Origin of the sequence: Polaribacter cellanae (genome assembly GCF_017569185.1) — a bacterium.
Classification (GTDB): Bacteria; Bacteroidota; Bacteroidia; order Flavobacteriales; family Flavobacteriaceae; genus Polaribacter; species Polaribacter cellanae.
This window is the reverse complement of record NZ_CP071869.1, coordinates 2,293,773-2,313,477: the sequence shown is the minus strand read 5'-3', so window position 1 is coordinate 2,313,477 and position 19,705 is coordinate 2,293,773. Positions and strand designations below refer to the sequence as shown.

The following is a 19,705-nucleotide window of genomic DNA, read 5'->3' as shown; positions in this document are numbered from 1 at the left end:
CAACGCATAAAAATAATTGCTTAAATTCAACTAATAAATGCAACTTTTAGATTAGAGACTTTATTTACCTTTTTCAAAACAGAAAAGTAGGAATTCCTACTTTTGCTCTTCTGATGGATTGTGTATATTACGGTCTCAAATTACCAAAAGTGGAGTATGTATAAGCTGAAAAGCCACTATGTAAATTAGAGTAAGCCGATTTAAATATCGAAAATTTACATTAAAATTTATGTTTAACCGAAAGACTACAAAATTTAAGAAGTCTTTCAAAACTTTGAAAAATGAAAAGTATATTAAAATTTACTTTTGCGCTACTTTTAAGTTTAACCTTCTTTTATTGTAGCGAAGAAAATAATGTCGAAAAATAGATTTAGTTGATAATTCTGAAAACATTCAAAAAATTAATTACTTCTTTTGATGTAGTGTTAAAAACTTCAATTAAAAATCCTAAATTAACAAATGATAAACTTGGAGAATTATTTATTGAGGAATCAAAAAACAGAGGCTTAAGTATTGTAGAAGTTAATTCAAGTTATTTAGCAAAGAATAACAAACAAAATTTACAATATTCAGATGAATATTTTGAATTTTCAAGTCAAATCCAAAATGCTAATGGTTTTTCAACTAAAGAAGAATATAAAACTAGTTTAGCTATTTTGAATACTGATGCCCTTAATTCTAGTATACCAATTGAAGAAAAACAAATTTTAGTTGATAATATTGATTTTATAACTGCTTTTATTGATTGGATGAACGAAACTAATATACAGACTGTAAATAAATCGACTTTTCTTACTAAATCTGAATGTGACGGTTGGTAGTCTTGCTGGGGTAAATGTGTTGCAGGCACTATTGGAGGAATACTGACAGGAGCTTTAGAAGGTGCAGGAATAGGAGCTGCTATTGGTGGTACTATTGGAGCAGTTGGTGGTTCAGCTGCATCTATTGCGAGTGGAGCAATTACAGGAGGTGCTGCTGGTGGAATGTCAGGCGCAGCTGAACACTGTTAATAGTATTTCTTATGGATTTTAAAAGAAAATACTTAAATATATTGATATTTGTAGGACTTCTAATAGGTATAAATAAATAAATCTATAAATTCTTGCATCTCTCTCATTGGTTTTAAACCAACTATTGGAACTAATGAAGAATGGAGATTTTATTTTGAATTAACTGAATTTTTAATTTTTTCTACTATGTCTTTGATATTAATACTATTAATAATTAAAAGATACATAAAAAAATAACATAGCATAACGGTTTTGTATATGAAAAGTAGCCTGTAAATAAACACATACTTTTCCGACTAAAATAATGTTTTTAAATTAGACCTAAACAATAGTTTGGCACAGAATTAGCTATTTTTTATATACGTTGTTGGCATACGTTTTTTATAAATTCATAAATATTTTGTATATTTGCAACAGTTAAGTCTGCGAAACACGAAAGTCGACTCCACGTCGTTATTTCAAATTTAATTTGGAATTAGTGTTTTAGTGGGCTTATTTTATTTTCAGCCGTTAATGGATTTTTTCTGTTGTCATAATAATTTTTCCACCCATCATATTTTTTTGTGTCGTACAAGTCAATTACCAATTTCACTTGGTCTTTGATAAAATTATAATATCTAACTTCTCCTCGTTCAAATACTCTTTGAATAGTCCAACAGAAATAGTCAGCTAAATTTAGTAATGGGTCTTTGTCGGATAATTTACATTGAAAACTACTTCAGTTTTGGATTCTTTGTTTCCGTTAATTTTAGTAAACCTTTGTTTGGCTTTAAGAAATGCTAATTCTAAATTATGGTTTTTCGTACTTTTTCCACGCTCTGAAATGTGCATAACAAGTTTATCGTGCTTTGAGAGTTTGTTTTTAAGTAAATGAGACAGTAAATCAGCATAAAAATACTCTTCTTTGCCCTTATGTTTTGTTTCATATCGTTCAATGTCTTTTCTTCCAACAACTGCTTCAAAACTGCAATTTATTGTTTTCATTAAGTCAAACATTTCCTTTCTAACTTCTGGTAAATCGTCTGTTGCGTGTAAATAATATCCAGTTTTATTAATCTTCTTTAAAACACTTGGAACGTGATAAAATTCATCACTAACAATTTTATCCTGAAGCGCATTTATTTTATCTCTGACTTCATCTAATGGGTCTTTCACTTTTATCATACCAAGAATAAAAGTTTTCGACACTCCATCTTGACCAATAATGTTTTTCTTTCCCTTACCATAGAAAGTAGTATCTCCAGCTTCATCCAAAAAGCGATGATAATCCATTAATTTATTCTTTCTCATTTTTTATTTTTTGCTCTGCTATTCTTAAAATTTTCTCAATATTATTTTCGTCTTTTAACTCACTTACTATTTTGTCCGAAAACCATATTATTAATAGTTCGTTGTAATCTACCTTATATAGTTTAGAGAACTTTTTAACAAGTTCTTTTTTAGCTACTCTATTGTTGTTTTCGATTTTACTTAAAATAGAAGCATCAATTTCCAATTTTGCGGAAACCTCTCTTAAAAGAAGATTATTTTTTTCTCTCAATTTGCGTATTGTTTCTCCGAAGCTATTTTCCATATTTTGACTTGACAATATTTGTCAAATATATAAATAAAAAAATAGGGTTACCCATTTAGGTATCGATATATTTGATTGATTTATAGGTAATTGGTTTTTCTTTACACATTCTTATCAATAAATTTTCTAAGATATTACCTCTAAAGTTAAGTCTGTTTAATCGATAAAAATACTCTTGAATGTATTGATTGATATACTCTTTTTCACAATATGAATGAACTCCTCTTAGCCAGTTTTTAAAATTTCTTATCTGAAAATGTAACATTTTAAAATTTTCGCCTTTATTAACCTGAGTTCGACGTAAGAAAGCCTATTTTTTTATTGTAAAAAAAGTAGAAAATTAGTATATTTAAATGCTGAATATCAAATTTTTAACTAAAATTCTACTTATGATTTCTATAGATAAAATTACTACAATTTTTTGTGATATTGACGATTTTTGTCAAGTTTTTGAGCCTGCTTTACAAAAAAGAACGATTTCAGGCGGAAAAAAGAAAAGAAATCGTTCTTTTAAAATGTCCACAAGTGAAATATTAACCATAACTGTTCTTTTTCACACAAGTAATATTAGAACATTCAAACATTTTTACCTTTTCTATGTTCAAAAGCATTTAACTGATGAATTCCCTGAGACAGTTTCTTATAATCGTTTTGTTGAGCTAATGCAAAGCAATATGCTTCCTTTGATAGTGTTTATGAAAACCTGTTGTTTGGGTAAATGTACAGGGATATCCTTTATAGATTCAACTCCTTTGAGAGTGTGTGACAAAAAGAGAATTAAAAATAATAAAGTCTTTAAAGGAATTGCGACTACTGGAAAGTCTACCATGGGATGGTTCCATGGTTTTAAATTACATCTATTAGTAAATGATAAAGGTGATATTCTGAACTTTATCATCACCCAAGCCAATGTAGACGATAGAACACCAATCAAAGAAGACAATTTTTTAAAAAAAATTGTAGGAAGTTTATACGCAGATAAAGGGTATATTTCAAAAGAAATCACTCAATTACTTTTTGAAGACGGACTGCATTTAGTTACTGGAATTAAAAATAATATGAAAAATGTACTAATGACAATGCGTGACAAAATTTTACTGCGTAAAAGATCAATTATAGAAACAATTAATGACCAACTTAAAAATATCGCCCAAGCTGAACATTCTAGACATAGAAGTTTTAGTAATTTTATCACAAATTTAGTAGCTAGCCTTATTGCTTATTCTTTTCAAGAAAAGAAACCATCTATTAAATTTGAAACAGAAAGTACAGCACAATTAGCTCTTTTTTGCTAAATCCTTAGGTCGAACTCAGGTCATTAATTTTAATTCACCTTAAAAATCCACCTGCTTTGCAGGTGGTAATGTTCTGATGGCTATGCCTTATATTTGTACCATGAGCAAATATAAGAAACTTAGCCATGTAGTTTATAAATGCGACTACCATATTGTATGGGTTCCAAAATATCGTTTTCGGATTTTGAAGGGAGCGATAAAGGAACTTGTCGAGCGAGATATAAGAATGCTCTGTGAATGGAAGCATTGCGAGGTCGGGGAGCTTACTGTTCAGGAGGATCATATCCACTTGTTGGTTTCGGTTCCTCCCAAAGTTTCTATCTCGAAGTTGATGGGCACATTGAAAGGAAAGATTGCTATAAAACTGTTCAAGAGTTATCCCAAACTGAAAAAGAAGCCCTATTGGGGCAATCACTTTTGGGCTCGCGGGTATTTTGTGAGTACGGTTGGATTGGACGAAGAAATGATAAAAAGATATGTCAAATACCAAGAAAAAGAAGAAAAGCGGGTTGAGGATCAGCAACAAAAGTTTGATTTTTGACCATGCCCTTGTCGCCCCCTATGGGGGCTATCCAAAGCCACCTTCTTAGAAGTGTGATTTTTACTAACATCTGCTGAAAATAAGAGGGATCCTTCTTTTAACATAATTATTAAACCTGGTAAACTATTGTAACTTTTAGGACCGTAATTAAATGGTATTTCTGGAGCATACCATGCCTCTACTTTTATTTTTTTACTCCTTTTCTTCCTTCAATAGTTTTCTCTGTTATTGCTTTATAACATAAATACTTACCAATCATTTTTTTTTCTCTAGTAATTTTCCATTTACTTTCAGGTATTAAAATTAAAAAGTTTTCTCCAAATGAATTCTTCTGAAGTAAGTTTTCTTTTTTTATCTTATCAAAAAAATAAACTCCGCTACCCGCTTTTAATTCCGTAATATTTATACCCCCTTTTTTAGTGTCTTTTTTCATTTTGGCTTCTTTAGAAAAAGAAGAACTTACGCTATTAAAGGTTAGAATGTACTTTATATTTTTGTTATTATTTAATGTTTCGTTTATTTGACTTTTGTGAGCCTTAGGTGCTTTCACTAAATAATTTCCCAAACTACTTATATCTAAAGAAGCTACATAGGTAATATGTCCACTTTTTCTAACTTGAGATAGTAAAAGTTGTGGCAAGGTAAATAGTATAATTATTAATAAAATGTATTTTTCATGTGTCTTTCTTTTGTTTCGTTAATATTTTGATTTTCAATAGTTAGCATTATTTTCAAGTGTTTTTTAAGTATAAAAACCCTTACCCATTTATGGGGTTTGGTATTTTCTCTATTTTTAATAAGTAGCAACACGTTAAGAAAATCAAAATTTCATGTTCATGCTCTAGGCAATACTCTTGGGTGCTTAACGTTTGTTGTCAGTTTCATAATCGGGGTTTCTAAATGGTTCAAGACCTAAGATATTTCAACCTCCAGTAAAAATCGACCTTTTTTTATTTATGCTACTTTGTTTTTTATCTCCACTTCAATGCCTAATTCTTTTAGGATTTTGATATGGCGATTTATCTTCTTATCTTTTTTTAAATTCTGTAAATAATCATATCCAAGTTCTTGATATTCAACTTTGTTTTTTAAGATAAAATAGGTGGCTATCAGGATCTTGTGTCCTACTGCTATTAGTGCTCTCTTTTTACCTCTTCTTATGACTAAGCTATCATATTTTGCTCTGAGATATGTTCCTTTTGTTCTTGTGGCTGCCCAAGCAAACTGGACCAACATTGTTCTTAAATATTTGTTGCCATGTGTTATTCTACTACTTTTTTTTTACCAGCACTCTCATTACTGCCAGGACTCATTCCTGCCCAAGAGGCTAAGTGTTTTTCATCGGGGAATTGTTCCATATTTGATCCTATTTCTGCTAATAAATAGGCTACGCCATCTTTTCCGACTCCTGGAATGGTTTGCAACAGTTCTGAATCTAATTCTAACTCGTGCTTTTTTAAGTGATTTTCTATTTGTTTATCTATTTTTTCGAGTAAGTTTTGTTTATCATTTATAGACTCTTTTATCGTTTGTAACATAAATTTATGATGTGCTGTTAAATTGCCTTTCAATGCAGAGACCATATCTTCGATGCTTGATTGTATGCTTCTATGTCGAAATTTAAGGAGTTCATTAATGTCTTGTTCTCCTGCTATCATGGCATCTATAATCTTGGTAGCTGTTGCCCCACTTGTACTACTCACTACACTAGATATTTTGATATTTGCATCTTCCAGTATTTTTTGAATCCTATTTTTCTCTGCCGAAACTTGTTCTATTACTTTTCGCTTGTAACGGGTTAAATCTCGCAACTCTCTTGTTGGTTTTGGTGGAACAAAACTGCCTTTTAATAATCCACTTAATAATAGTTTGGCAATCCATTTACTGTCTTTCTTATCGGTCTTTCGTCCTGGAACATTCTTTATGTGCCTTGCATTGACCAATAAAATATCAAAACTATCTTCCAATATATTGTAAATTGGTTTCTAATAAACCCCAGTACTTTCCATAGCTACGTGGGTAATCTTATGTTTGTTTAACCAATCTCGTAGCTTTTCTATTGATTCTGTGAATCCGTCGAAGGTTCGTGTTTCTTCTTTAATCCCTGTGCCTCGGATTGTAGCAACAATAATTTTTTTATGTACATCAATGCCACAACCTCGTTCGATGAGTTGTTCAAACTCAATTTGTTGTTTTTTCATGGTTGTATCTCTTTTTGTTAAAGTCATTACCTTGGGTGGCAAAATCTTTGCCATGGATGTTTCATAACCACCAACTACAAATTCATCGATATGAACATTACCTTTCATTGGATGATTTTCGCTAGATTTCATAGTTTCTCTTACTTTATGCATAAATAAACGAGCCGTTTTTTCCGTGACTCCAAAACGAACTCCCATATAACTTGCTGATAAACTTTTTGTAGTGGTTGACATCTCAAAACAGATAAAAAAGCTTTACGTAAACCAAACTTTACTTTGTGAAATAAAGTGTTGGCAGAAGCTGTTTCTGTATGGCTACATTTATTACAAGTACGTGCAAAATTCTTGCGAATTTGACTCGTTTTGTTACTACACTTTATGCATTTGAATTCATCTTTTCCACTTAATAGTTGCTAAATATTCTTTACAACAATCATCTGTTTTGAAGCGTTCAGTAAACTCTAAAAGGTTTCTTCCTTGAAAAACATCCATAACTCCCTTATTTTATTGACTACAATATATGAAATTATCTACTGACTTCAAAAAAGGTTTTCTTAGCTTATTTGATAGTTTTTGTAACGGAAATGAAATTGACTTTCTGGTTAAAAGTAAAAAGTCCTAACAAATTTAATTTGTTAGGACTTTTTTGTTGGCCTACAAGGACTAGCGTACTTTACAAAGTAATATACTATACTACATAAAAAAATATTAAAAATCTTAAAAACAATTATTTATAAAACTGAACATAAAATAAGATAATACTATGTTTTATATATTAAAGTAAAAAATCGGGATATTATCGGGATTATATTTTATCTTTACACTATACAAATACTATGGGGAAAATTAAATTTAATGTAATTGGAAAAAAGAAACCTGCTAATATGAATGTCAGGTTTTATCATGGTAAAGAAATTGATTGTAATGCAATGTCTCATATTTTAATTGACCCTAATATTTGGAGTAACAAGCTACAAAATTTAAAACCGAGTGCTGATAAAAAAATAAAAAATCATTACAGAGAAAAAATAGATGGTTTAAAAAATCATATCATCATGAAATTTAATGATGATTTTGCAGCAGGAAACTCTATTAATTCAAAGTGGCTTAATAATTCTATCAATGATTTCTATGGAAGAAACAATAAGGAAGAATCACTTTTATTTGTTGATTACATTAAAGAATATATTCAAAAATCTAAAACAAGAATTAATCAAAGTTCTGGTCAACTCATATCAAAGAAAACCATTGCTAAATATCAGAATATATTGAATAAGATAACTGATTTTGAGGAATCTCTTAATCATAAATTTGGCATTATAAATATAGACCTTGAATTTCACGAAAAATTCACGACTTATCTAAAAGTTGAAAAAAAATATTCAAACACTTATATTCAGAGGTCTATTAGGCAATTAAAAAGTTTTTTATCCGAAGCCAAATCAGATGGACATAATGTGAGTTTAGAAGTTGATAATAAAAAATTCTCTTTTAAGAAAGATGATGCTATTGATACTTATTTAAATGAAACAGAAATAAAAAATATTTTTTGCCTTGATTTGTTAGAAAATGAAAAATTAGATAACATTAGAGATTTATTTATAATTGGATTGAGAACAGGTTTAAGAATTAGTGATTTGAAAAGAATAAATGATTTCCATTTTGGTAAAAATGTCATTTTAATATCTGGTACAGAAAAAACAAACTCTAAAGTAGAAATTCCTATTCACCCGCAAGTGAAAGAAATCATAGAAAAAAGAGAAGGCAAATTACCAAGGGTCGTGAGTGATCAAAAATTCAATTTGTATGTAAAAGATCTATGTGCTTTAGCTAAAATAGATCAAAAAATTATGGGTAAATTAATGAACCCTAAAACTAATAGAAAAGAACTTGGTTACTATCCAAAATATAAATTAATCAGTTCTCACACTTGTAGGAGGAGTTTTGCTACAAATCTGTATGGAAAAATCGATGATAAAACTATTATGGCTATTACAACTCATAAAAGTCACAAACAGTTTTTAGATTATGTAAAAACAACACAAAAAGAGTATGTTGAAAAACTTGCTGAATTTTGGGAGAATGAAATTTGAATTTACAGACTAACCATTTTTAAAAATTGTTTTACGAAAAAAATATAATATGTACAATATCATAATTGGAGTATAAAAAAAATATCCCCCAACATCTTCAGATTATGTGATTTTTATGAAAGTGAAAATTAATATTCTATTTTAGCTCACGAAATAGCTATGATAAAATGTACAAAAGAAATTATCATCCGTTAATTCCTTTGTTTTATATAAAAGGAATATTAGATGAAAATCAATTGGGTGAAATAGCAAAAAGAACATTACAACATTGGAATAAAAATAAAGACAAGCATTATGATTTTGAGAGTTTAGTTTTTCCTTTTTTAAATGAGTTAGGAGATATTCAAAAAATATACGAACGAAAACAACTTAAAAAAACAATGAAGTTTATACTGCATCTAAGTGATGGATATCAGAAAGTATTAAATGAGGTTCATAATTCTAAAAAAGTAGTAAAACAAAATACCAATTTTATTATCAACTCTATCAATCAAATTATTGCTATTTCTGGAATAAATATTAAGCGCGCTTGTAAATTTTACGGAGTTTCTTCTGATTGGTATTATCGTGAGAAAAGAAAAATTAATTGTTCTTTAAATATTTTTAAAACTTGTTATAAACAACACCCTAATCAACTAACATTTAAAGAAACAACTGCTATCGAAAAATTAGTGACTAATCCAGCACATTATGGAAAAACCAAAACCACATTGTATTATTTTGCCTTAAGAAACAAATTAGTGTCTTGTGCAAAATCAACTTTTAGTAAATATGCCAAAGCATTAGGATATCAAAAACCAAAGAAACCTAAAATTCCAATAAAAAAAGGAGTAAGAGCAAATCGTATTTTTGAGTGGTTGCATGTTGATATTACATTAGTACCCACTTTGTAAGATGGAATGCAAAAAGTAGCTTTTGTAAAAGATAATTTCTCGAAAGTAATTTTACATTATGGTTCTGTTTCTGAAAAAGCAGATAGTAAATTTATTACTAAACTATTTAAAGAGGCTTTTTTAAAATTTAATTTAAACAATGTTAAAGAGCCAATCAATATATTAACAGATGGAGGTTCGGAAAATAAAGGAACATTTTCTACTTGGGTAAATCATTTTAATGCGCCTCCTGTGGTTTCAAAAATTACTGCTAGAACGAATGATTTTCCGTCATCTAATTCTATGGCGGAAAGTACTCATAGTATTTACAAAACAGAATTTCTAAAAGGAAAAGTTTCACAATACAAAAAACAGCATTTAGTTAGTTTAGATGCCTTTGTTGATTATTATAACCATCATAGATTTCCAAATGGTCTATTTGGATTGACTCCTTTTGAGGTAATTAATGGAAAAACACCTGATAAAGATTTCTTTAAAAATCAAATTACTGAAGCCAAATTAGATAGAGTTATTAAAAATCAATCTTTTAACGAATGTGCTTTTTCAAGATAAGCATGTTTAAGCGAAACTAAAAATGATATTTTTTACTATTTTTTATATTTATTATTGAAAACAAATTGAAACCCCACTTTATTTTTTAAATGCAATTCTATTTTAAATAAAAAAGACTCCTATTTAATTAAAAATAGAAGCCTTAATTTATCATATGATGAAACGCAAACATTTGCGCTATTTCGTTGTAGTTTCAAATAGATATTGCTCTGCAATACTTTGCTTAGCTCTTCCTAAACCATCGAAATAAGTGATATTTTCTTGTTTTTCTTCGGGTGTTATGGAACCCCCAATAACTTTTGTGGTTCCATCTGTTGTTTTTACTTTATATGTAGTGCTCTTTACGAAATTCTCTGTGGTAGTCTGCGCTAGTAATCCTGATGATACTAACAGAAATATATAAACTAATTTTTTCATAGCTCCTAGTTTTTGTAGTTATATTCATTCTTGTTTAGTATGTTTCCATCGTGATCTTTTACTTGTTTGAGTCGATTAAAGGAATCATATTCGTAATAGACTACTCGCCCTCGTGGATCTGTTACACTAGTAACTCCAATCAACGGATCGTAAGTAAATGTTGTTACTTGTGCATTAGTATTAGTAAGGGCATTTCGTAAAGCTGTTAATGCAGTTCTAAGATTATTCTCGGAAGTTGTTGTTCCTTGGGTATTGTCTAAATTAGAAATTTCTTGAATCTTTTCCAATGTATTATAACTTGCACTCAAACTTGAAATAACAGATGTTAATTCACTTGAAGTTAAATTCTCAATCTTTGCAATAGGCTGAGTTTTATTATATCCCCAAATATAAATAATATGAGTTCCATCTTTTTTACTTACTTCTATTGGATTACCCTTATCGTCATAATCATGATAAATAATTCTGTCTTCTAAAAGACCTGAACCTTTAGAGGTTTGGATTAGTTTTGGTAAATAATTTCCACTAAAAGTATCGTAAATGGTTTGTTGTTCTGATAATTTTGAAGTTCCTCTATAGTTCTTTATCTTTATAGGGATTATTCTGAATCTTAGAGGGTTTGAAAAAATAGTATAATTATTCTCTATTTTTAACAGAGACCCTTGACTATCGGCTACTTCTCTATTTACAATCTGGTAATGATTGGTATAATCGTAGTTGTAGTTTGTAGTGGTAGAAAATTCTCCACTTTCATTATAAGTCGTTTCTTTTTTCTGAAATAACTTTTGTGTACCTCCAGTCAAATAATAGATTTTGTAATCTTCTGGATTTACATAAGGTGAATTTGGAGAGGCTGAATATGCATAATATTCTTCTCTCTTGTAAGTAACCAGAGGCCTAAAGTATTGTAAACGATCTATAATGTAATAAAAATCAATAGATGGTTTTGAAAAAGTTAAATTAGAAAATCCATCTGCATATTTGTAGGTAAATTCTTCCTTTTTTATAATATTATAATCGTTGATAGAATTTCCTTCTTTTTTATAATATTCCATTAAAAGAGGTTTACCTCGAAGCCATTCGTTATTTATTGACAAAGTATAAGGATACTTATAAAAATTACCTCCATCGGGCATTGAGGTAAATTGATATTCTATTTTACCGCCTTCTCCTTGTTGAGTATCAGAATCAATATACTCAGTAACATGGCTATAACCTACGTGATTTCCTTGCTCATAGGTTAATGGACTTCCAGGTCTGGCTCCATTGAATTTTTTAATGGGAATTTGCACCCCATTTGAGAGAACAGTAAATTCATCTACGTACCAATAACTTGGTAAAGCAAAAAGCAACCCGCTACTTGAATTATCGACTTTTTTGTATTCATAAGTTCTTATTATTGTACCGTTATCCACAGTGTGGTTTTCTATTTTTTTGATTCTATTACCACCACTGTAGATTAAGTCTGGATGATCAGGGTTACTAGATTTACCCCAACTTAGATTCACAACAAAACTATTATTTCTATCATTTGGACTATCGGTACCTGTTGAAACTTCAGCTCTTATTTTGTAAGTTCCTGTTTGTAAGGGTTCAATTGCCATATTATAAGATACTCGTCCAACTTGTTTAAATAAAAGTATTGGAGTTCCACTGGGGTAGTAAACTTGATGACCATTATCATCTACTATGCTAAATATATAATTGCAATTAGAACTTTGATACCCATTTTGATTAACTTCACAATTAATTGCATCTCCATTTAGATAAATTTGAACATTAATTGGTCCAATGTCAGAACTAAAAATATCAAAGGAATCACTTTCATAGGTGTTCTTTTGAGAGGTACTTGATACTAATGTAAATGTACTTTTAGAAAGATAGGCAAATGTATCTTGGACAGTTGGATTGGGGTTTGCAAAATATAAATTTTTAAAGTATTCAGGAATAATTGATTTATTGGCTTCAAAGGTATAAGCTGTATACCCTCCTGTAGGATAACTCATTTTATTAATTAAACCAACTTTAGCTTTCAAAGTATCTACTTCTCTATTGATGGGATAACCAGGATAACTATAAAAAGCTAGATAAGGACCATTATTAGCATTATTAAAGTATCCCCATAAATCTTGTGAGTTCGAAAATCGATTAGGCATATCGTTTTTATTTGTATATTCAAAAGCACGATACAATTCAAAAGTATTGTTATTGTCTATTACTTGAATATTATCTAAAAATAATCTTTTTCTAGCCTTAACCTCCCAATCAAACAAAAAGTAGTTGATGTTATACCCAATATTAGTATTGGGAGAAGTACTGTAGCTATAATTAAAATTGTATTTTTTTACACGTTGATACTTATTTACTACCTCAATAGAAGCTAATGCAAACCCACCGTCTAAATCATCTCGCCCGGTACTTTTAGGTATGAATTTAACACTGCCTTGATCGAAAATAATTTCTTGTATCTGGTATTGATATCCATGATATTTAGTGAAGTATGAGGTATGACCTGTAGTAATTTCCTTTTTATCGTAAGATCTTCGATAAAAATAAGGCTCTTCCAAATCATACATAAAACGTATTTTTTTTCCATTAGGACTCACAATATCCATCAAGTGCCATGTGTTAAGTGGAGCAGATGCATTGTTGGTTACATCGTCACGACCTGCAGCATGATAAGCAGAACTTACAATGGTTTGGTCTTTACTTTTTGCTGTTCTATTTTCAATGTTATCATGTGATTTTCCAAAATAAAATCGAAACCCATCTTGTGTAGTAATTATAAAATATAAATCATTCTCAGAGTTCCCCATTTTCTTTATTTCTAAATCATCGTAACTTTGTAAGATAGGTTCTTTTGTCTTTTGATCAAAAATAAATTTACCTGAATATCCTAAAAAATTAAAACTAAACTGATCTGGCACAAAGTCCACCCTATTATTAGCATCGGTATCAGTCCAAGCTACATTACTTCTAACTTGAGGATTTGTTGCAAAATTTTCATAAAAATTACCGTTATAGTAGCCATACGGGCCGTTAAAATCATTTTGATCTCTTATTTGTCTTGTAATAGCGCCACCTGCATTGAGTGCCCAACCAATTCCAACTCTCGATGCTATTTCTTCAACTTTAACACCTCTTGCATGATAAGATATACTTATAGGTATTTTTAATCCATCAAAATTGATTTCGTAAATAGGAACATTAATATTCGGTATTCCTGTATAATGGCTTACAGGAATCTCTGTAAACTTAGCCAAAGAGGTCGCTTCTGGTGATGGTGGAATTATTGTTGGTAAATCTTGAGAAAAAAGTGTTGTTTGTGAAAGCAACAGTATAAAAAATAACAACTTCTTCATAGTTTATTGATTTTAGCTTGATTTGACAAATTAAGAAGTTTTATAAAAAAAGAAGTTTAATTTATATCTATTTACGTTCATTTTGAATCAAAAAACAATTTAACACTAGTGTCCACTAAAAAGTAAACAAAGCTGGTTCCTTTTAAATCATTAATGTCCGATAAAAAATATAATCGATTGATTTCATTTTTTATACAACTGATATTCAATATTTTATTTTTTTTGTTTCATTTTTTTCTAAAAACAGGCTACCTAGAAGAACTCTTGTAGGTAATTTGGGAACGTGTAAACGCTTGTTTCAGCAAAATCAAGTATATCTAACCATTCTTTGTAATTAGCTACTAATACTTTATAACTTCTATTCGTTAGTTTGAGTTTCTTCATTTTTAGATGTCGAACTTCTCGACTAATTTTTTTTATCCCTTGACCTTTTTTTAAGATTTCGCGAACCACTTATTTAACTTGCTGATTTAAAGATATTTTATTAGTCCATTTTTATGATTGAACCATTATGAACTACTTTGAACTTCTACCTCTGTAAAGTGCTATTTAGTAATGTTTCTATTTGAGTATTGGTGTTCTTGTAATCATCATAATTCACGACTTCATAACAATAACCTTTTCTTTTATCGCCTTTAGATTTCTTTACTAAATCTGCTAGTTGTAGTTGAACCATATAGCGCTTTTGGTTACTTGGGTTTACTCGTGTAAAGCTCTGCGGATTTCTGCATTAGTAAACGTGCTTAATGTGTTTGTTTCTAAGTAAGCTTTGAGCATTTCAAAAAACTGTCTGCAAGCGCCATTTAGTAAATCACTTTTTAATATAACTCCCATACTTTTTCTTTTTATTTCAATTTAATTTTAAACACTCTATTTATGAAGATAAACTATGTGCTAAAGAAATTTTTAATTCCACACTAACATCATATTGATTACCCATATTCTTTTTAAAAAATTAAACTTTTTTGTTTCTTGTAAATAATTTTTATTTGTTCTCTTATCACTAAAAAACACCTGCATATCCAGTCGAGAACATAATAGAACTATCTTTATAATTACGAAGTAGTTTTGATAAAGTAAATTCTTTTTTGAAGAATTTAGCAAACTCATTTAATACTTTTATTTCATTTTGATTAAGTTTATAAATTTTGTCTTTATATTCTGAACTCTTAACTTGAATTAGCATAATATGCCAATAGCGTCCTCTTCTAGCAACAGCAAAAACATCAATAGGAGTTCTACTACCCTTTGATTTTTTTCCTATATAATTTTGAGGTAACCCTTTAATTTTTCTTAATATATAATCTTCTACTAAATCACCTGTTTCTCTATTACTAATCCCTGCTAAACCAGCACTTTCAAGAATAGCTTTCTTTTCAGAAAACCATTTAGAAACTATCTCATCAACAAATAACTCAAAATTTTTCATAAACCAATTTCACACTTTATTTCATAAATAATTCTTTTTCTTATTTTCTTTATCACTACTAAAATAATTATTTGTGTTTTATTGACCTAATATTTATTAAGAAATTCACCTAAAACAAAAAAGTGATTACCTATTTAAGTAATCACTTTTGAATTTATATTAATGGTAATTTTAAATCGGAAGCGATTTAAGATTACTTAAAGTCTTTTTTGCTAAAGCAACTTTTTCAGGGAATAATTCTTTTCCCTTAATACTTTTAGCAATAGAAAATATCCTCTCCTTTGTCTTTTTAGACATAGATAGCGTTTTCTCTGCTTTTAATATTTGTTTTTTTTGCTTCATTTTATTTATAATTTATTCTTAGTTAAAAGAATACCACAAAATTAGTTATTTTTTCTTGAAAACCAAAATTCCAATATAATCGTTTTCAGGAACATACTGAACTAACGTTGGGCTTTCCTCATTTGTATAGCCAAATATAATATATTCCCTAATCAAATTTGTAAAATTCTTATTAATATAATATCGATAAGTCTTTATTCTTCTGTTAAATTTTTTACATTCTCCATTTTCAATATCACATCCTTTTTTACAATCTACTTTACATTCTTCTTTAAATTCATTGGAACTATCACTTCCTTGAATCCAAATTGCGTCATCATTATGAGTTTTAAAAAAGTGAGGAACAGTATTCAAAACTGTACTAAACACCTTTCTCATATCTCCATTATTACTATTAATATCATCAATAATAGTGCCATTTGAAAAATCATAATCTCCGAAACCTAAATTATAGATTACTTTTCCATCTTGTTTCTTGAAAGGAGAGTATTCAATTGCTTTGATAATAAATATATTACCTTTACTTTCAAATAAGTATTGTACCTTATTTTCATCAGAAATAAGTTCAGTTTTGTAAGCAGGAATATTGTTCAATTATACTTTTATTATCATCGTTTCAAATGTAACAATTTTTGAATAATTTTTTATGATTAACTAGAATATACTTTCAAATCAACATTCCCAACCGTGTGAAGATAATGATGCGTGTTCCCTAAAAGTAACATAATGTTTTCAGAACCACTACCTTTTACAAGACTTGGTTGGACAATATAAATATGAAACTTCATCTCTTTTGTCCATTTAGCAGCATTCAGTAACAACTCTAATTCTTCTTCACTACCCTTAATTATCCTACTACAAGATACTCTGTTTTTAGTCTTTATTTGTCTTCTTAAAAGATGGTCAAAAAAGTCTTTTCCATTTCGATATTTCCAATTTAGAGATTTCTGTGCCTGACCACATACTTCATAGAAATTACTTATATCATTTCCAGTACGACCATTTTTGGCATATTTTAAATGAAATAAGTGTATGTCTATTTTTTTATCTTCATCATTGATCCCTATAATGTCTGCAATCTCTCCTGAACCATCATCATCATATATTATCTGAAAATCATCTCTAATTTCATTAATAAAATGATACTGTATTGAATCCGTTTCATAAGGATGGACTCCTTGAGCTTCTTTGTTAATTGCAACTCCAGTCCAATCGTGTGAAATAATATTGTCTAATGAAATTCCAGCAACTCCTTCTTTTGGAACTACATAACTATTTTGAAATAATTGTCCCCCATTCGCAAACCAAATTGTTGGGGTAAAAGTTTGAAAGAAATCTGTCAAGCTTTCTGTTCTGTTTCCGTAAGTAATTGTAGCCTCTTCAATAGAATCTTTTCTAATTTCATGAAATGTAAGTTCTTCTCCATCAACTATTTTAGTTCCTAATATTAATTCATACTCAATATTATAATCTTCACATTTAAAAGAAAAACGTAAAGGAGTATTATTTGGGGTATCTACTACATTTAATTCAGAATTAGATAAATCATAAACACTTCCATTAATATGAATAACAAACCTATTTTCTGCGTACTCATACATTTCATGATGCCATTCAATAGCAATTGGAATAGCCTCTGGTCTTTCAGCAATTACAACAGGAACAAGTGTATTTTCTAATACAGTATTTGGGTTGATATTAGGATTTTCTAATACATCTCCTATTTTTTGACACCATTGAGTTAGCTCATTTAAGTTACCTCTTAAGTATGACCAAACTTTTCCTTTTACAGAACACCCTAATGAGACTTTTTCTCCATCTTTAAATCCAACTCCAAAAACATTGTTTTTTATTAATGTTCCTTGCTCTAAAAGTTTTAATCCGTCTTGAACTCCCTTTCCAAAAAATGACTGAAAACTAATATCACGTCCAGTGCCCTTTCTTGCTCTAACGTTGTAAAGTGTCAATCTTTTAACGTCATGAAATATCTTAAACATATCCATCCCCTTAATCATACTAAATTCATTACCAAAAATTGCTTGAACTAATTTATTGGTAGATAAATTCTTTAAGGAAGAGTGTATGAATACTAAATTCTTATTAGGTCTAAAATCCCAATGAACAACAGCCATATTCCATTCCATATTTTGAACGACATCAAAATCTCCCCACTCAACTTTATTTACTTTTCCTAAAATAATAACTAACGTATTTTTTTCAGAATTGTGCTTACTAAATTGATGTTCGTAAGTACCTATATTATTAATTCCCTCTCTCCAATTATTAGGATTCCAATTTTTACCATTATTACGATAAACAACAGAACTCATTGCTGGATTAATGTTCTGAAAAGGAATATTAGAATTTTCTAAGTCATGGAAGCCTTCTAAAAATTCTTGAAAATTAATTTCTTTATCTGTAGCTCCTTCGCTCATATTTGGAAGCAATAAATTCCAATCTGCATTTTTTGCGTAAAGATGATTTAACTCTTGTTGAATAGGTGGATAAGCAATATTCGTTATAAAACTTGCAGTACCAAGACTATTAAACGATGTCCTAGTAAATCGCCCAACAAATTGAAGAGTAATTGGTAAACTTTGTCTCTCATCATGTATTGCTGCAATTTTCAATTCAGGAAGATCAAATCCTTCACCTAACATATTTACGCAAACAATAATACTGTGTTCTTTTGCTTTAATTGCATTCACCTTGTCTTTTAGACCTGCAACTCCTGTATATACCATTACTGGATTTAAATCTTCATATTCTTTATAATACTCAAAAACTTCAATAGCCCTACTTTTTGAAACACACCTAGCCATTATTATATGTTGATAACCATTTGCAATATCTTCTCGAAGTTTAGTTACTGCTTTTATTGCAATCTTTTTATCAGCTTCTGCTTTATCATATTCTCTAATTGGCAAGAAATTAATTTTTTTATAATATTCTTGCTTTTGAGCTTCTTTAAGTGAGAAATTAAAGATGAATTTTCCTTCTAAATTTTTACCATCATTTCTAAAAGGAGTTGCTGTGAATAAGAATACTTTTTTATTATCAAAAAGCTTTATGAATTTTTTCCATGTACTTGCTTCAGAATGATGTGCTTCATCAACAAACAAATGGCTAAATGCCTCGGATATTGCTAATTGCTGACCATGAGTACTTCCTGCAAGAATACTCATGGTTGTAACAACAACATTAGTTTTAGAAATAAAATCTAAAAGTTCTTCTTCATTTTCAAATTTTTGATTTATAACACCGACAATCGGATTATGACAAGTCTCATCTACCATTCCAAACTCCCTTAATAATCCGAGAGTAAAAAACTTATTTGATAATTGAGTGCGTAAAGAATCGGAAGGAACCGCTACTAATAGTCTATTACATTCATTTGCTACTAATGTAGACAACATCGTTTCTGTTTTACCTGTACCAGTTGGCATTACAACAATTCCTCTTTCTTCAGGGTTTTGAACATGAGCCAGTATCGAATACAAAGCTCCTATTTGAGGAGGACGTAATCCATTGATATTATTTTCAATATCCTCTTTTACAAACTTAAATTTGTTTTTCCATGAATTAAGAACATCTTGAGGAGTTAATTTTTCAAAAGAAGGATGTTTGAGCCATCTCGTAATCTTTAAAGAACCTGATTCAAAATCTCTTTTAGTAGGTCTTCTACTTGTTAATATGGCATAAGTACAATTTTCAGGAATTACATCATTTAAGTTACTTGTTATAAAATATAATTCCTCGTCAGAAGATAAGATAAATGGATTGTTTTGAACAAACTCAAAAGATTTAATTTCTGATGATTGTTCATAATATTGTTTAATGAAATTTTTATCTTTTGAGTAAATTAATTTTTCAATTTTTGGTGTGGTGATTTCTATCATGCAAGTTTTTATAACGACTATGTTAAATAATTATAATATAGACTCCTAATTTAGTAAAAAAGACTTAATAACTTTTATGGGTTTCCGTATCTAAAATA

Annotated in this window: 19 protein-coding genes and 2 pseudogenes; 6 read left to right on the top strand and 15 right to left on the bottom strand. The window is 29.3% G+C overall.

All coding sequences use genetic code 11. The features are described 5' to 3' along the window. Nucleotides 1–374: 374 nt before the first annotated feature. Complete coding sequence (locus J3359_RS10410; protein WP_208076809.1) at nt 375–821, top strand: hypothetical protein; 447 nt, start codon at nt 375–377, stop codon at nt 819–821. Between the two features lie 864 nt (nt 822–1,685). On the opposite strand, the gene J3359_RS10405 is transcribed toward J3359_RS10410, so the two are convergent. The 3 genes from J3359_RS10405 to J3359_RS10395 are packed head-to-tail and all read right to left on the bottom strand — an operon-like array spanning nt 1,686 to nt 2,848. Further along, nucleotides 1,686–2,300, bottom strand: coding sequence for a hypothetical protein (locus tag J3359_RS10405; RefSeq protein ID WP_208076808.1), 615 nt, complete (start codon nt 2,298–2,300; stop codon nt 1,686–1,688). Next, entirely contained in the window at nt 2,287–2,583 is a 297-nt protein-coding gene (locus J3359_RS10400) for a helix-turn-helix domain-containing protein (protein WP_208076807.1), read from the bottom strand. The genes J3359_RS10405 and J3359_RS10400 overlap by 14 nt, the downstream gene beginning before the upstream one ends. 55 nt (nt 2,584–2,638) lie before the next feature. Continuing rightward, nucleotides 2,639–2,848 carry a hypothetical protein gene (locus J3359_RS10395; RefSeq protein WP_208076806.1) on the bottom strand — a complete coding sequence of 70 codons (210 nt, stop codon included), beginning with the start codon at nt 2,846–2,848 and terminating at the stop codon, nt 2,639–2,641. A 124-nt stretch (nt 2,849–2,972) separates the two neighbouring features. Here J3359_RS10395 and J3359_RS10390 point away from each other — a divergent pair, with 124 nt between their 5' ends. Together J3359_RS10390 and tnpA are read left to right on the top strand one after the other, a co-directional pair. Beyond that, nucleotides 2,973–3,878: an IS982 family transposase gene (locus J3359_RS10390; protein ID WP_437440098.1), complete on the top strand. Its 906-nt coding sequence runs from the start codon at nt 2,973–2,975 to the stop codon at nt 3,876–3,878. Nucleotides 3,879–3,978: 100 nt separating this feature from the next. Next, the gene (gene tnpA, locus J3359_RS10385) at nt 3,979–4,419 is read left to right on the top strand and encodes an IS200/IS605 family transposase (RefSeq protein WP_208076805.1); all 441 of its coding nucleotides are present in this window, start codon (nt 3,979–3,981) and stop codon (nt 4,417–4,419) included. On the opposite strand, the gene J3359_RS18540 is transcribed toward tnpA, so the two are convergent. The 4 genes and pseudogenes from J3359_RS18540 to J3359_RS10360 form a co-directional block, all read right to left on the bottom strand. After that, entirely contained in the window at nt 4,395–4,577 is a 183-nt protein-coding gene (locus J3359_RS18540; protein ID WP_367890399.1) for a hypothetical protein, read from the bottom strand. The two genes, tnpA and J3359_RS18540, sit on opposite strands and share 25 nt — an antisense overlap. 26 nt (nt 4,578–4,603) lie before the next feature. Beyond that, complete coding sequence (locus J3359_RS10375; protein WP_302850220.1) at nt 4,604–5,071, bottom strand: GLPGLI family protein; 468 nt, start codon at nt 5,069–5,071, stop codon at nt 4,604–4,606. 302 nt (nt 5,072–5,373) lie between these two features. Continuing rightward, nucleotides 5,374–6,362, bottom strand: a pseudogene (locus J3359_RS10365) (IS110 family RNA-guided transposase). 318 nt (nt 6,363–6,680) lie between these two features. Then, a pseudogene (locus J3359_RS10360) lies at nt 6,681–7,112 on the bottom strand (IS1595 family transposase); the annotation flags it as partial. A gap of 344 nt (nt 7,113–7,456) precedes the next feature. Here J3359_RS10360 and J3359_RS10355 point away from each other — a divergent pair. The 3 genes from J3359_RS10355 to J3359_RS10345 all read left to right on the top strand — a co-directional run bounded on the left by J3359_RS10355 (nt 7,457) and on the right by J3359_RS10345 (nt 10,158). Further along, nucleotides 7,457–8,713, top strand: a complete 1,257-nt coding sequence (locus tag J3359_RS10355; RefSeq protein WP_208076801.1) for a tyrosine-type recombinase/integrase — start codon at nt 7,457–7,459, stop codon at nt 8,711–8,713. 167 nt (nt 8,714–8,880) lie between these two features. After that, nucleotides 8,881–9,606, top strand: a complete 726-nt coding sequence (locus J3359_RS10350; RefSeq protein ID WP_208076800.1) for a hypothetical protein — start codon at nt 8,881–8,883, stop codon at nt 9,604–9,606. A gap of 6 nt (nt 9,607–9,612) precedes the next feature. After that, the gene (locus J3359_RS10345; RefSeq protein WP_208076799.1) at nt 9,613–10,158 is read left to right on the top strand and encodes a hypothetical protein; all 546 of its coding nucleotides are present in this window, start codon (nt 9,613–9,615) and stop codon (nt 10,156–10,158) included. 177 nt (nt 10,159–10,335) lie between these two features. On the opposite strand, the gene J3359_RS10340 is transcribed toward J3359_RS10345, so the two are convergent. From J3359_RS10340 to J3359_RS10310, 8 genes are all read right to left on the bottom strand, one after another. After that, entirely contained in the window at nt 10,336–10,575 is a 240-nt protein-coding gene (locus tag J3359_RS10340) for a DUF6443 domain-containing protein (protein WP_208076798.1), read from the bottom strand. A gap of 5 nt (nt 10,576–10,580) precedes the next feature. Beyond that, entirely contained in the window at nt 10,581–13,937 is a 3,357-nt protein-coding gene (locus J3359_RS10335) for an RHS repeat domain-containing protein (protein WP_208076797.1), read from the bottom strand. A 252-nt stretch (nt 13,938–14,189) separates the two neighbouring features. Next, nucleotides 14,190–14,321, bottom strand: coding sequence for a hypothetical protein (locus J3359_RS18430; RefSeq protein ID WP_302850177.1), 132 nt, complete (start codon nt 14,319–14,321; stop codon nt 14,190–14,192). Nucleotides 14,322–14,466: 145 nt separating this feature from the next. Further along, nucleotides 14,467–14,613, bottom strand: a complete 147-nt coding sequence (locus J3359_RS10330) for a hypothetical protein (protein ID WP_208076796.1) — start codon at nt 14,611–14,613, stop codon at nt 14,467–14,469. A gap of 327 nt (nt 14,614–14,940) precedes the next feature. After that, nucleotides 14,941–15,366 carry a hypothetical protein gene (locus J3359_RS10325; protein ID WP_208076795.1) on the bottom strand — a complete coding sequence of 142 codons (426 nt, stop codon included), beginning with the start codon at nt 15,364–15,366 and terminating at the stop codon, nt 14,941–14,943. A 171-nt stretch (nt 15,367–15,537) separates the two neighbouring features. Then, entirely contained in the window at nt 15,538–15,708 is a 171-nt protein-coding gene (locus tag J3359_RS10320) for a hypothetical protein (RefSeq protein ID WP_208076794.1), read from the bottom strand. A 45-nt stretch (nt 15,709–15,753) separates the two neighbouring features. Then, entirely contained in the window at nt 15,754–16,302 is a 549-nt protein-coding gene (locus tag J3359_RS10315; protein WP_208076793.1) for a DUF6934 family protein, read from the bottom strand. Between the two features lie 56 nt (nt 16,303–16,358). Further along, entirely contained in the window at nt 16,359–19,607 is a 3,249-nt protein-coding gene (locus J3359_RS10310; RefSeq protein ID WP_208076792.1) for a DEAD/DEAH box helicase, read from the bottom strand. Between the last annotated feature and the right edge of the window lie 98 nt (nt 19,608–19,705).

What these genes read in the sequence shown, in the direction of transcription:
- J3359_RS10405 (WP_208076808.1), bottom strand. Translation starts at nt 2,300, where the DNA reads ATGAGAAAGAATAAATTAATGGATTATCATCGCTTTTTGGATGAAGCT.
- J3359_RS10400 (WP_208076807.1), bottom strand. Translation starts at nt 2,583, where the DNA reads ATGGAAAATAGCTTCGGAGAAACAATACGCAAATTGAGAGAAAAAAAT.
- J3359_RS10395 (WP_208076806.1), bottom strand. Translation starts at nt 2,848, where the DNA reads ATGTTACATTTTCAGATAAGAAATTTTAAAAACTGGCTAAGAGGAGTT.
- J3359_RS10390 (WP_437440098.1), top strand. Translation starts at nt 2,973, where the DNA reads ATGATTTCTATAGATAAAATTACTACAATTTTTTGTGATATTGACGAT.
- tnpA (WP_208076805.1), top strand. Translation starts at nt 3,979, where the DNA reads ATGAGCAAATATAAGAAACTTAGCCATGTAGTTTATAAATGCGACTAC.
- J3359_RS10355 (WP_208076801.1), top strand. Translation starts at nt 7,457, where the DNA reads ATGGGGAAAATTAAATTTAATGTAATTGGAAAAAAGAAACCTGCTAAT.
- J3359_RS10350 (WP_208076800.1), top strand. Translation starts at nt 8,881, where the DNA reads ATGTACAAAAGAAATTATCATCCGTTAATTCCTTTGTTTTATATAAAA.
- J3359_RS10345 (WP_208076799.1), top strand. Translation starts at nt 9,613, where the DNA reads ATGCAAAAAGTAGCTTTTGTAAAAGATAATTTCTCGAAAGTAATTTTA.
- J3359_RS10340 (WP_208076798.1), bottom strand. Translation starts at nt 10,575, where the DNA reads ATGAAAAAATTAGTTTATATATTTCTGTTAGTATCATCAGGATTACTA.
- J3359_RS10335 (WP_208076797.1), bottom strand. Translation starts at nt 13,937, where the DNA reads ATGAAGAAGTTGTTATTTTTTATACTGTTGCTTTCACAAACAACACTT.
- J3359_RS18430 (WP_302850177.1), bottom strand. Translation starts at nt 14,321, where the DNA reads ATGAAGAAACTCAAACTAACGAATAGAAGTTATAAAGTATTAGTAGCT.
- J3359_RS10330 (WP_208076796.1), bottom strand. Translation starts at nt 14,613, where the DNA reads ATGGTTCAACTACAACTAGCAGATTTAGTAAAGAAATCTAAAGGCGAT.
- J3359_RS10325 (WP_208076795.1), bottom strand. Translation starts at nt 15,366, where the DNA reads ATGAAAAATTTTGAGTTATTTGTTGATGAGATAGTTTCTAAATGGTTT.
- J3359_RS10320 (WP_208076794.1), bottom strand. Translation starts at nt 15,708, where the DNA reads ATGAAGCAAAAAAAACAAATATTAAAAGCAGAGAAAACGCTATCTATG.
- J3359_RS10310 (WP_208076792.1), bottom strand. Translation starts at nt 19,607, where the DNA reads ATGATAGAAATCACCACACCAAAAATTGAAAAATTAATTTACTCAAAA.